The organism is Neobacillus driksii (assembly GCF_013409995.1).
In the GTDB taxonomy this organism is placed as follows: Bacteria; Bacillota; Bacilli; order Bacillales; family Cytobacillaceae; genus Neobacillus; species Neobacillus driksii.
Map to the genome: position 1 here is coordinate 373,880 of NZ_JACCBX010000001.1, position 13,664 is coordinate 387,543.

The 13,664-nt window shown below is 37.9% G+C and carries 9 protein-coding genes; 6 read left to right on the forward strand and 3 right to left on the reverse strand.

The window, feature by feature from the left end:
- Positions 1–67 precede the first annotated feature (67 nt).
- Positions 68–745, forward strand: coding sequence for a copper homeostasis protein CutC (locus tag F4694_RS01640; protein WP_179595153.1), 678 nt, complete (start codon positions 68–70; stop codon positions 743–745).
- Positions 746–785: 40 nt separating this feature from the next.
- A complete protein-coding gene (locus F4694_RS31965; RefSeq protein ID WP_257029078.1) occupies positions 786–917 on the forward strand; it encodes a hypothetical protein in 132 nt (43 codons plus the stop codon).
- Positions 918–1,060: 143 nt separating this feature from the next.
- Here the strand turns inward: F4694_RS31965 and F4694_RS01645 are convergent, their stop codons facing one another.
- Together F4694_RS01645 and F4694_RS01650 are read right to left on the reverse strand one after the other, a co-directional pair.
- Complete coding sequence (locus tag F4694_RS01645) at positions 1,061–2,794, reverse strand: hypothetical protein (RefSeq protein WP_179595154.1); 1,734 nt, start codon at positions 2,792–2,794, stop codon at positions 1,061–1,063.
- Positions 2,795–2,873: 79 nt separating this feature from the next.
- Positions 2,874–3,176 (reverse strand): DUF4359 domain-containing protein, encoded by a 303-nt coding sequence (locus F4694_RS01650; RefSeq protein WP_179595155.1) that lies wholly within the window; start codon positions 3,174–3,176, stop codon positions 2,874–2,876.
- Between the two features lie 280 nt (positions 3,177–3,456).
- Here F4694_RS01650 and F4694_RS01655 point away from each other — a divergent pair, with 280 nt between their 5' ends.
- Positions 3,457–4,359 carry a CPBP family intramembrane glutamic endopeptidase gene (locus F4694_RS01655; RefSeq protein WP_179595156.1) on the forward strand — a complete coding sequence of 301 codons (903 nt, stop codon included), beginning with the start codon at positions 3,457–3,459 and terminating at the stop codon, positions 4,357–4,359.
- Between the two features lie 70 nt (positions 4,360–4,429).
- On the opposite strand, the gene F4694_RS01660 is transcribed toward F4694_RS01655, so the two are convergent.
- Positions 4,430–6,412 carry a cell wall-binding repeat-containing protein gene (locus F4694_RS01660; protein ID WP_179595157.1) on the reverse strand — a complete coding sequence of 661 codons (1,983 nt, stop codon included), beginning with the start codon at positions 6,410–6,412 and terminating at the stop codon, positions 4,430–4,432.
- Positions 6,413–6,614: 202 nt separating this feature from the next.
- Between F4694_RS01660 and F4694_RS01665 the strand changes: the two genes are divergently transcribed.
- The 3 genes from F4694_RS01665 to wecB all read left to right on the forward strand — a co-directional run bounded on the left by F4694_RS01665 (position 6,615) and on the right by wecB (position 13,658).
- On the forward strand, positions 6,615–7,829 hold the full coding sequence (locus F4694_RS01665) for a cell wall-binding repeat-containing protein (RefSeq protein ID WP_179595158.1): 1,215 nt from the start codon (positions 6,615–6,617) through the stop codon (positions 7,827–7,829).
- Between the two features lie 199 nt (positions 7,830–8,028).
- Positions 8,029–12,357, forward strand: a complete 4,329-nt coding sequence (locus F4694_RS01670; protein WP_179595159.1) for a bifunctional 2',3'-cyclic-nucleotide 2'-phosphodiesterase/3'-nucleotidase — start codon at positions 8,029–8,031, stop codon at positions 12,355–12,357.
- Between the two features lie 152 nt (positions 12,358–12,509).
- Positions 12,510–13,658: a non-hydrolyzing UDP-N-acetylglucosamine 2-epimerase gene (gene wecB, locus F4694_RS01675; protein ID WP_179595160.1), complete on the forward strand. Its 1,149-nt coding sequence runs from the start codon at positions 12,510–12,512 to the stop codon at positions 13,656–13,658.
- The last annotated feature ends 6 nt before the right edge of the window (positions 13,659–13,664 follow it).

Here is a 13,664-nt window from a genome sequence, read left to right on the forward strand (position 1 = left end):
TCATAAGTTATTTAAGTAAAATAAGTAAATAATAGTAAAAAACGTGTTATGGGAGAAGGGATAAATAATGATAATCGAATTTATTGCGGTTACGGTAGAGGATGCATTATTAATTGAAAAATCAGGTGCTGACAGAATTGAATTAGTATCTGGATTAACAGAAGGCGGTATAACACCGAGCTATGGGTTAATCGAAAAGGTTGTTAATAGCGTTACGATTCCTGTCAACGTTATGGTGAGACCGCATGGTCAATCCTTTTGTTATTCAGACGATGACTTTGCGATTATGAAGAATGATATTCGTATGATTCGGTCGTTAGGGGCGAATGGAGTAGTTTTCGGAATGCTAGATCAGAAAGGGGACGTTGAATTCAGACGCCTTGAAGAGTTATTAACGGATATAGGTACTATGGATGTAACGTTTCACCGCGCCATCGACAGTTCAAATAAAATCATTGAAGCAGCTCAACAATTGGATCAATATAAAGAGATTACTACTATTTTAACCTCTGGAGGTTACGGTGACTGGGAAACTCGCTTGGAAACCCTAAGAAAAATGAAAGAAATTTGTAAAAAAACAGAAATTCTTATTGGCAGCGGTCTGACAAAGGAAAATATCGTGCAGGTACATACACAGGTTGGAACAAATCACTACCACTTCGGCACAGCCATAAGAAAAGATAATAGCGCTCTAAAAAGTGTTTCCTTAGAAAAAGCAATTGAAATCGTTCATACCTTGAAATAATTGGGGGATATTAAAAATAATCTTACCAATGGAGGAAACAATGGATAAAGAAAAAGATCAAACTAGCGAAGGGCTCAACCAAATCTTCGAAATCATCAATGCAAAAGGTGACACAGGCGAGATAAAACAAATTGTTGAAAACAATGAAGCAGAAAAAAATAACGAAAGATAATGCCTGTCACCAAGGTGACACTTAAAAAGGAGTTAACCACTCGTGAACCTGTTCACCTAAGGAGAACAGTGCCGACCCAAGAAGACCTCAAACTTTCTTAGTTTGAGGTCTCGATACATATATCGTATAAAATTTTCCTATCTCTATTGTTTTACAAATTGCTGATTCAAATAGGCATACGTTTCTGACTGACCTTGGTCCCCAAGGAGCTTCAGTGTATTACCCACTAATTTCGCAGCAGACATCCCTTTTAGTGCCAGGTCTGAACGCAGACTCATACTTCCATTTTCGGAAGCCGGACTGTAGACCCAGACAAACGATTCAAATGTTTGATTGAGTGCCATAATGACAACTTCGGGAATCCCATTATCATCGAAATCGTATTCTGTATGATAGAGAGAAAAGCCTTCTTTTAGTACACCCTTTTCATCAAATGGTGAAACCTTAGAGTCAATCATTAACTGATAGGTAGTTTCAATATTGTGGCTGTCCGTCAATACTAGGCTCTTACCTCCCGTTGGATTTGCCTGTCCAAAGGTCATTTTCTGTTGTTGTCCATTTACATTGAAAACAAAGGGCTCTTCACTAATCCATTCTCTAAATGGATCAAAATTAATATTTTTAGCTGGCTCTGATGCTACAGCTTTATTCGGCTTTGAAACAGATTCCTTCTCTTTTTTGTCTGCCAGGAGGTCATAACCAAAATATAACCCGCTTCCAACGACAAGAATAATGAGCAATACGCTGCTTAATTGAACACCATACTTCTTAAAATACTTTACAACTTGACTTGCGCTTTCATTCTCAACTTCTTTTACTAATTTTCTAAAGCTGCTCGTTGAAATCATACCAAGCTCTTTTCTATAAGTCTTATTCTTCCAAACTGACCTTGGATGAGATTTCAAATAAGCCTTTAGTGCTCGATGGTAATGATGATCAAGTTGAAGGTTTTTTGCCGTCCATTTAATAAAAGATAACATCAGCTTCTCATCAGTATTTTTACTTAAATAAGCAAAAAGTTGTGGGAAATGATAACCGCCTTTCTCATCATCAAAGGCCGCTAGTATATGCTGAAAATTGTCCTCAGAAATATTACCCCGCAAAACATTTTTTAAAACCTCTCGAAGTTCTTCTCGGTTAGCTGGTGATAACTGTTGAAGAATCACCCAGACAGAAACGACAGGTGTGTGAAAAAGTTCATGAAGGACCTTCATAATTTTGTATTTGCTGATGATTTTTTTATCCTTTAGTTCTATTTCGTTAAGGTTACCTGTTGAAATGTGTGCATATGTATCAATATCCTTGAGAGTTACATTCTTTAATTCAAGCTCATCTAATAGGGCAATCTCCGAGTAAAGCAACATCTTTTCTTTGATTTTTGAAAAATCAACATCAGGGTTTGTCACCTGGAACGCTTTAACCATACTTGCTGCTATAAATAAATCATAGGAATTGCCAACGGCATATGCGGTCTTTTGGATGGCGAGCTTCTGAAAATAACGATTCTTAAGTAGAAAGGGTGAAGTTTCAAGTAGGTTATTGATTTGTGCCAAAATTTCTACGACAGTGATAAGCTTGAATTTTTCATCTAGATATATTTTTATAAGATTTGTGTAGTCTTGATGCTGATTAATAAACTCGACTATCTGTTTGTATGTATGAACTTTAATCTCCATTATTCTCCATAAATCATAAAAATATGATTGATCCTGATAATGTTCCAGGGTGTTCAGAATAAAGGCAAGCTCTTCATCCTTAAGGTCATTCTGGACAGATTCCAACACAGCTTTAAAAATGTCCATAACAACTTCTTTAGGGTTTTTCTCATAGAACTCACTCAATCCTTGGTGTTCCAATGTATTTTCCTGCTGGCTCACTGTTTTTGTCTCCCTTATGAGTTTCTACTATTATAATAGTTAAAATTAATAAAAAATAAAAAGACCCGTTCTGGTCTTCTTATTTTTCGTTTTTAGAAATAGGAATAAATTTATTAAAGATACCGATGCTGGTGACCTGCCCCAAGCCTATCTCGGAAAAATCGGTTTTATAGACTGAAAAAATGAAGTAATCTTTTTCCGTTGTTCCCATATCGAAAACCTTTTCCCCAGCTAATGAAAGAATCCCTTTTTCAAGGATATTCGAAGATTGATCCATCGCTTCATGCGTAATCCATTCCACGTATTGCGAACGCCCAGGGTTTGTTTCTGATAAAACAAATACAATGACTATCAATAGGATAATAGAAATGACCTTTTTCACTTTTCAACCCCTATTCTAATAATTGTTAATTTTCACCTAATTTAAGTATAAAGCTGGTAGGATATTCTTGTAAACACAATTATCACTAGTGCTAATTCTCTATTAATATGATAAATTATTACTAATTACCTTTAAAGGAGATAAGCCCTTGTCAAGAAAGTGGATTTGGATCATTGGGTGCGTACTTTTCCTGCTGTTATTAAATGGATTTGGAATTTTGGCTGTACAGCTTTTTGGAAGGTAAGAGAGTGCAGCAAGTCTCAAAGGCAGGGATTTAAAAATGACAAATAACTTAACGGCGCCAGTTTCGAAGCGGCTTTTAATAGCACTTCTCACCATTACGATAGGGGTTGAACTCATTCTCTATTTAAGTGGCTACAGCCAATTAGCTGGTACCATCTATGACGCCATAATGGTGTCATCCTTTTTTATCGGATTGAAGCTTCACCGAAGACTTCATAATGGAATTAAAAAAACAAAGATACAACTTACACGCCAATTTATAGGCGCATTTTTGCTCTTTATTCTCGGCAGCACCATTATTAATATCTATTCATCTTACGCTTTTCAAGATTTTAGCAACGATTATGAACAATATGTAGAGACCTATTCAGAAACGGTCTCGGATGAAAGCGACATAATAGAGCCAAGTGAGCCAATGGAACCTGTTGATAAGATGTGGGAAGTGATAGATGAAATTGATGCTGTGGGATACGATATTTTTACAGATATCCTTGCTGGTCTCGAAGAAGTCTGGCGATTAGCATACATCATACTTATCCTGCTTGTTTTTAAAAAAATCTTTCCAAGACGCTGGGAAAAAGGGCGGCGCGATATTTTTGTCTTACTTGCGCTCTTCGTCACTTCAGTGTTATTCGGTATTGACCATACACTAAACTCGGTTCAATCATGGCAGTATGAAATTGGAGCAATTATCACCTTTGCCAATATGGGTTTCTTATTTGGAATGATTTTATTGTGGACGAGAAATCTCTGGGTGACGGTTATGGTTCATGGCGTTTACGATATATTAGCAACACTATCTTGGTATTACTTTGAATTTATCGTTGAAATGGCGGGATTGATTCTATTACCTATTTACCTGTTCTTACTGGTAATCGAAAAGAATCGACAGATGAAAAATTCAATAGAAGTAGTAGTTACGGAAGAAATAGCCAAATAATAAAAGGAGGTTACCTGAAAAATGGTAACCTCCTTTTTAACAAACTCACATTGTAAAAAAAACCGCTCGATTAATTGTCTTCAAGGCTTTCGAGAATTTCTAATGGGGAAACTTCTTCCTCCGCAAATACCCCATCTGGAGTAACTGATTCTAACGTGAATTTTTGTAATCCGGTTGAACTCGCCGTCATTAAAGAGAGAATATACAATTTATTATCTTTATAATAGGTTTTAAATGCCTCCCCTTTGATTACATAATAGTTGTAAATTTCAAAGGTGGAATAATCGTGTTCAAAAATGACATCCTCAATTCCAGAAAAGAATCTGTTTTCATCCAGGTCAAAGGCTAAATCATTAAAAGGAACCTCTAACGTTGCTGCGTAGCTTAGGTTTCCGGTAAATACATTGCCATAATCATTAAAGAGATATCTGCCATCTGGCGAAATCTTCATATATTCTCCTAGATCATAGTCGCCATGGTAGGGAGAGTCTTGCGATCCTGTAAATTTTCCATTCGAGATAAAATACTGCCTGATATCACGGGGAGATGAATCGGTATCAATGGCATATACCTTTGTTTGTGTTGGGTGCATTTCTAGATAACTCTGTTGGCGAATGCCTGCAGAGGAAACTTCTGCCCCAGTTTGAGAAGAGTAGCTCTTTATATACGTCCACTGTCCTGAACCGCCTGATACATAGATATAGCCATTTTTATCGGCAACGATATCAAATGGGTCTAAACCAATCATAATCGTTTTTTCTAGTTTAAATGTATCAGCATTCACAATACCAATCTCACCTGTTTGCTCTTCATCCCACCAGTAAGAGTCATGAAGCTGGTGGACTAAGGTGATGTAAATTTTATTATTTTCTACATATAATTGTTCAGGTCTGGTATTTAGCTTAATTGACTTTAATTCTTTCGTATTATAATTATACATTTTCACACTATTATCATCGTCACTAAGCAGATAGATTACCGGCTTAGTAGGATCCATTGCGGTATCGACCACGTTAAAGTCAAAAGTCTTTTCTACCTTTGAAACTTGGTAAAAGGTGAGTTCAGCAATTACTTCATCTGAGACCGCACCGGGACCACCTAAAACATAGACATTAGGATAATGTTGTTCCTCCAGGTGTTTTGCCACCACAGATATCGGGATACTGTCGTGGGATAAAATAATATTAGCACCTAATTTGTGTGAAAGCCCTGCCCCAGCTACTGCGTCTGGATAATCTTCACTATCGGACTTTACAGAGGTTCCTCTAACAATAATTACATTTTCCTTTTTAGCGAGGTCAGCTGCCTTAATGTTTGTTTCATAGCGGGTAGAACCGCCAATTCTCGTTACCGTTACACCTTTTTGTTCTAAAAGTGTAACGATTTCTTCCCCAACGACACCTTCACCGCCATAAATCGTAACCTCTTTTACATTTTCTGGCAGGTTTACAGGAAGAGTAGATTTTGTAGAAAGGTAGATGGGAATTTGATTGTTGGCGGAATCGCTAGAAGCAGATAAGGCGTCTGCGATTGCAAATCCGTTAACTACAATCGCCTTTGTGTTTAATGAGGTTTTTGCCTCTTTATTTATTTTTGCTGCCGTTTCAAAGCGGTTATTTCCACCAAGTCTAACGACTGTTAATCCCTTATCGGTCAGTTTCTTTTCAATTTCAGTGCTAATCGCACCTGTTCCGCCTAGGAGATAAACAGTTGAAGCTCCTAACCGTTCTATTTCATCGAGGACACTGTTTGAAAGGTTGTTAGGATAGGTTAGTAGAATAGGAGCATCCATGGCCCCTGATAACGAAGCAGAAGAAAGCGCGTCTGCTGGGTTATCCGCTCTTGCCAGAATCACATTTTCGGCTTGCTCCCAGCCATACATTGAAATCTCGATAGCGGTTTCAATTCTATTGTCTCCTGAAATTCGCTCAATAAAAGAAGCAGCAGAAGCTTTGTTTCCAGAAATACCAAACATTGAAACTAACATCATTAAGGAAAAAACTAATCTGACTGTTTTAAAAATACTTTGTTCATACGATACGATTGGTTTCATTCATCAGCCTCATCTCTAAAAATATCAATTACAAAAAAAGTATATGAACAATGAGATTATACAATGTAATAGACAAGAAGAGTAGCATTTTTTCTATAAACTAGACTGGTGTAATGTACCAAGAAAGAACTGTATAAAATTAACGGCAATTTAGTATAAAATAGGGTGAATTTATTCTAAACAACTAGGAGGAAATCACCCAGTGAAACATAAGTCCTTATCGATTATATTCGTGCTTTTCCTCAGTTTATTTACCCAAGCGGGAATATATCAGGCTGAAGAAATCCCAGATACAAACCCTCCTAAAGAACCTTTACTAGGAAATTATGTAGAGGGTGAAAAGGAATTAAGAGGGATGTCAGAGTCACTTGCAACCATTATAGTATTCGCAAAAGGACAGGAAATTGGCAGAGGAACGGCCCAATCAGACGGTTTTTTTACAATTTCAATTATTTCTCAAGCAGCAGGGACAACCTTGGAAGTTATAGCGGTTGATAAAAGCAATAACCAAAGTCCGCCGGCAACACTGGTTGTAGATGAGAGTGTGAAACGGATCTATGGTGAAAACCGTTATTTTACGGCAGTTGCTATTTCAAATGAAGCATTTCCACATGGAGCGAACATGGTAGTGTTAGTTCGTGGAGATGATTTTCCGGATGCACTTGCTGCAGGACCGCTAGCTTATAAGTTGGGGGCACCGATTCTGTCAAAGGAATCAACACTTCTTCCTGAATATGTAAAGAATGAAATAACAAGATTAGGTGCAAAAAATGTAATTATCATTGGCGGAGATGGCGCTGTTTCAATACCAGTAGAAACGGAGCTAAAAGTTAGTCTAGGTCTACACGTAGAAAGAATCGCTGGTGTCAATCGTTATGATACAGCGGCGAAAATTGCAGATAGAATGGGGATTAAGGATAAAGTTGTCCTTGCGTATGGCAAGGGATATGCAGATGCACTTTCAATGTCACCGTATGCAGCAAGAGACGGGATGCCTATCCTTTTAACAGAGACAACGTTCATTCCTAAAGAGACAAGGCAAGTTCTTGAAAAAGCTGAGATCACTTTTGTAGTTGGTGGCGAGGGTGTTATCTCTGATCGAGTTTTAGCACAAATTGAAAACGGAATACGAATCAGTGGTGCAACTAGATTTGAGACTAATGCTAGAATTCTAGAACTCTTTGGAAGTTTTTCTAATCGTGCGGTTCTCGCGACTGGAAGGAACTATGCAGATGCCCTAACTGGTTCGGTCTTGGCTGCGAGGATTGATTCCCATATTCTGCTTGTCGAGAAAGACTATGTACCCGAACCGTTAAAAAATTGGCTAACAACATACGGGAAGGTAAATCAATATAAACTTCTAGGAGGGCCAGAGGTCCTATCTGATAAAATGATTCGCACAATACCAACTCACTAACAAATGCTTCTGAACAGGGTGAAAGGTCCTGTCTAATAAACAGTTTAGTACCGTACTAATTTACTAGTTTAATAATAATTCAGAATATATAAATTACAAAAAACCAACAAATTTTACAAAAAAATATATATTCTATTTCGACAATTGCCGTTATAATGAATTTTGTAATAATACTTTTTTGTCGAAAGGTGGAAACCTAGTGAAGAAAGGCATTAAAAAGAACCTTAAAGGTCTTGCTGTGTCTACATTGGCATTGGGACTTCTTACAACTCCATACGGAGGCGTATTTGCAGAAGGAAATCAACCAACGAATGTATTGTCGAATGAGGCATTTGTAAAATTGAAGCTCATGGAGACAACTGATGTACACGGAAGTTTAATGGATCATGATTATTATTCAGATGTTCCAGCAAAAAATGGATTGGTAAGAGTTGCAACAGCAGTTAGTGAAGAGCGTGCAGAAAACCCTAACAATCTATTGTTTGATAACGGTGATATTCTTCAAGGAAATCCTTTTACAGATTATCTTGCAAAAGTAGACCGTCCTACATTTGTTAATCGCTTAGCAGGTCTTGACCGTTATGAAACAGCAGTTCAAGTGTCTAAACAAGGCTGGGATTCCGCTGAAACGGTTATCATCGTAAGAGGTGACGACTTTGCGGATGCGCTGGCAGCAGCACCATTAGCCTATAAATACAATGCTCCAATTCTATTAACACAAACAGATTCATTAAATGAAGATACAAAAAAAGAAATTAAACGTCTTGGTGCTACAAAAGCAATTGTGGTTGGCGGCAAGAATGTAGTATCTAACCGTGTAACCAATGCACTATCAGCAAAATTAAACCTTTGGGTAAAGAGAATTTCTGGTGAAACTCGTTTTGATACAGCTGCAGCTATTTCAAACGAACTAGGAAATCCTGCAAAAGTTGTTCTTGTAAATGGTTTTAACTATCCTGATGCCATTTCAGCGGCTTCTTATGCAGCTCAAAATGGTTTCCCTATCTTATTAACAAAAACGGATGAGATACCAGCAGCCACTGTGGAAGCGCTTAATAATGTTACGGATACTATCTTAGTAGGCGGTACCGGCGTTATTAGTGAAAAAGTAGAATCAGCTGTAAATAATCCACAGCGTGTGGGTGGAAAAGACCGCTTTGAAACTTCATTAAAATTGGCAACTGAACTTGGCAGTGTGAAGGAAAAGGTATTCCTATCAACGGGCTGGGGATTTGCTGATGCGCTAACTGGTTCTGTGCTTGCTGCAAAAGAAGGAGCTCCTGTTATTCTAGTAAATAAGGATAAACTTCCTACAGCTGTCGAAGAATTAGTAGATAGTAAATATGTAACCATTCTTGGTGGCGAAAATGTTGTAGCAGAAAGTGTGGTAAAGGGCGAAACAAACCCTATCTACGATACTATGAATCTTTTAGATTATGACGCAGCAACATTCGGAAACCATGAATTTAACTATGGCCTTGATTTCTTAATGAGCAGCATTAAAGGAGCAGAATTCCCATTTGTATCTGGTAACGTTTATAAAGCTGATGGTGATCAAGACCTTTCAAATAATAAAAACCTTGTAAAACCTTATAAAATTATTAAAAAGACTGTAGTTGACGAGGCAGGTAAGAAACAAACCTTAAATGTTGGGGTAATCGGATTTGTACCGCCGCAAATCATGCAGTGGGACAAAGCAAACCTTGAAGGAAAAGTGGTAACCGAGGATATCGTTGCTTCAGCTAAAAAGTGGATTCCTGAAATGGAAGCTGATGGTGCAGATATTATCGTAACACTTGCTCATACAGGTTTTGTGAACAATCCAGAAGACTCTGAGAATGCTGTTCTTGGATTAAGTAAAGTTCCGGGTGTTGACGCGATCCTTTATGGACATTCACACTTAACTTTCCCAACTGGTAAAGCTTCTGACAGTATTGAGGGACTTACTGACAGCGTAAAAGGTACCATTAATGGTGTTGCAGCTGTTCAGGCTAAGGTTGACGGAAGTCACTTAGGTATTATTGACCTTACACTTGCTAAAGATAAAGATGGAAAATGGTTAGTAGAAAATTCACAGTCTGAAGTCCGTTCAGTAGCTGATGTAAAGCCTAATCCAGAACTAGTTGAATCATTAGCTGATGTTCATGGTAAAACAGTTACCTATATTAATAGTCCAGTAGGAGAAACAACTGCTCCAATTAACAGTTACTTCTCACGTGTACAAGACGACCCATCAGTACAAATCGTAAACAATGCTCAAAAAGATTATATTGAAAAGAAATTAGTTGGGACAGAATATGAGAACCTTCCAGTCATTTCTGCTGCAGCACCATTTAAAGCAGGAAGAAACGGGGCAGGTGACTTTACAAATATCCCAGTAGGTAATGTAACAATTAAAAACGTGGCAGACCTATACAAATATAATAATACTGTACAAGCAGTACTATTGAGCGGTTCAGATTTAAAGAATTACTTAGAATGGACTACAACAAACTTTAATCAAATTGATCCAGCTAAAACAGAAGCACAAGTATTACTCAATAAAGATTTCCCTGTTTACAACTTTGATATTATCGATGGCGTAACCTATGAAGTTGATGTTACACAGCCTTCAAGATATGACGCCAAAGGTTTAGAGGTTGCGAATCCAGATGCGAGCCGAATTGTGAACCTAGCATACAACGGCCAGCCTGTAACAGATGATATGCAGTTTGTTCTTGCAACAAACAACTATCGCGCAGGAATGGGTATTGTTGGCGGCGGTAAGAAAATTATCTATGCTTCTCCAGATGAAAACCGTCAGGTAGTCATGAACTATATCCGTGATAACAAAGTTATCAATCCATCTGCTGATAACAACTGGAGTATCGCACCAATTAGCGGTGATGTAAATGTAACATTCCAATCTAGCCCTAAAGCAGAAGAATTTGCAAAAGAAACACCAAATATTAAATATCTAAATAAAGACGAAGCTACTGGTTTTGCTAACTATTCATTTAACTTAAGCACAGTAAAAGTTCAGCTTCTAGGCTTAAATGATTTACATGGTCAGCTTGATACAGATACAAAGGTTACACGTGATGGTCAAAGTGTTCTAGCTGGCAGCATGGAATATACAGCTGCAGCAATCAGACAGCGTGAAGCTACAAATGAAAATACACTTCTTGTAAATGCTGGCGACATGATTGGCGGAAGCCCGTTAATCTCTGCATTATTCCAAGATGAACCAACCGTTGAAGTAATGGAATCATTAGGCATGGATGTTGGTACCCTAGGAAACCATGAATTTGATGAAGGTATTGCAGAATTGCAACGAATGATTAACGGTGGTGAGCATCCACAAGGAAAAGGAACAAAAGGCTATGACGGTATGAACTTCCCTGTAATTGCTGCAAATGCATTTGATAAATCTACAGGCAAGTTAGTTACAGGAACGCCATATGTAGTAAAAGAAGTAGGCGGTCAAAAGATTGGTTTTATCGGAGTTATTACACAAGAAACTCCTGATATGATTGTAACGAAAGGTAATGAAAATCTTCAAATTACAGATGAAGCAGAAGCGATTGACAAATATACTGCAGAGTTAAAGGCCCAAGGTATTGAAGCGATTGTTGTCCTTGCCCATAACCCTACAAATCAAGATGGTTATGTAGACCTTTATGACGCAACAAGAATTGCTGAAACTGTTAATGATGAAGTAGATGTTATCTTTGCTGCCCATAACCATGCTTTTAATGACAAAGTAGTAGATAACAAGTTAATTGTCCAAGCTTATTCATACGGTTCTGCATTCTCTGATGTTGATCTTGAACTTCACCCTGTAACAGGTGAGATTATCAAGAAGGAAGCAGAAGTTGTAACAGTTTATCAAGCTAATTACACTGCAGATCCAGCAGTTGCAGCCATTATGAAGAAATACGAAGACGAAATTGCTCCAATGAAGGCAGAGGTTGTAGGTAACTCTTTAACTACATTAGCAAAAGCGTACCCATCTGTTGCAACTGAATTTGGTGATAATGGATTAGGTAACTTATTAGCTGACGGTATGAAGGCAGCAATGAATTCTGATTTTGCCTTAATGAATGGCGGCGGTGTGCGCGCTCAGCTTGACGCTGGTGAGGTTACATTCGGTGATTTATTCTCCATTCAACCGTTTGGAAATGTGTTAAATAAAACTTACTTGAGCGGTGCAGATTTAAAAGAAGTATTAAACAAGCAAATCACACCAAAGGGTCTTGATTTCCATATTTCTGGATTTAAGTACACATACACATGGGATAATACAGCGAAAACGGGTCAGGTTGTAGATTTATTCTTACCAAATGGTGAGAAACTTGATCCAGCAAAAGAATACTCTGTTGTTTTAAACAATTATATGTACGGTAATGCTAGCTATGGAATTCTTCCACTTGCCAGCGGTTTGGAAGTGGGCCCTGTGGACTTAGATGCTACATTAGATTTCGTAAAAACATTGCCAGTTCCTTTTGAATACAAACAAGAAGGCCGTATTCAAAAAGTAACTCAGTAACCTAAATAGAGCAGACTCATTTGATATGAGTCTGCTTTTTTTACTGAGAAAAATAACATATGATGCTTTTCTGTCTATATTTTGATATTATTTAAAGGGTTATAGGATATCGACGTTAACTCGATGCAATGATTTTCCATTTGGAGGTTTTTATGAAGAACCAGTTAAAGGTAATGACAGTTTTTGGAACCAGACCTGAAGCGATTAAAATGGCTCCTCTGGTAAAAGAATTAGCGAAGTATAATGATCAGATTGAATCCATTGTGACCGTCACGGCACAACATAGACAAATGCTTGATCAGGTGTTGAAAATATTCGATATTCAACCTGATTTTGATTTAAATATCATGAAAGATCGTCAATCCTTAATAGATGTTACAACACGAAGCTTAGAAGGATTAAATAAGGTATTTCAAGAGGTTAAGCCTGATATTGTTTTAGTGCATGGTGATACCACTACCACGTTTGTAGCTAGCTTAGCTGCCTTTTATAATTCTATCCCTATTGGGCATGTCGAGGCGGGCCTGAGGACTTGGAATAAATATTCCCCTTATCCTGAGGAAATGAACAGGCAGCTTACGGGAGTGTTGGCAGACTTGCATTTTTCACCAACAAGTCAATCAAAGGAAAATCTTCTAACTGAGAATAAGCCAGAAGATTCCATTTTTGTGACAGGTAACACGGCAATTGATGCATTAAAAACAACAGTAAAGACCGATTATTCTCACCCTGTCCTGGATAAACTTGGAGATGACCGGTTGGTATTAATGACCGCACACCGTCGAGAAAACACTGGAAAGCCAATGGAGAATATGTTCCGTGCAATCAGAAGGTTAGTGGACCAGCATGGTGATATTCAGGTAGTTTATCCTGTTCATATGAACCCGGTTGTTCGAGAAATTGCGAATAGAATATTGGGAGAAAATAATCGAATCCATTTAATCGAACCGCTTGATGTAATCGATTTTCATAATTTTGCCTCTAGAGCCTATCTCATTTTAACTGATTCTGGCGGCGTCCAGGAGGAAGCACCGTCATTAGGAGTTCCGGTACTCGTCTTAAGAGATACAACCGAACGTCCTGAAGGGGTAAAGGCAGGAACATTAAAGCTTGCAGGCACGGATGAGGAAACAATCTTCAAGCTTGCGAATGAATTATTATCGGATAAACAAGCACATGATTCGATGGCAAAGGCCTCAAATCCGTATGGTGATGGACTAGCTTCACAAAGAATTGTCGAAGCAATTCTCTATCATTTTAAGCTAACGGATAAAAAACCAATAACTTTTGGAGATATATAGCAAAGG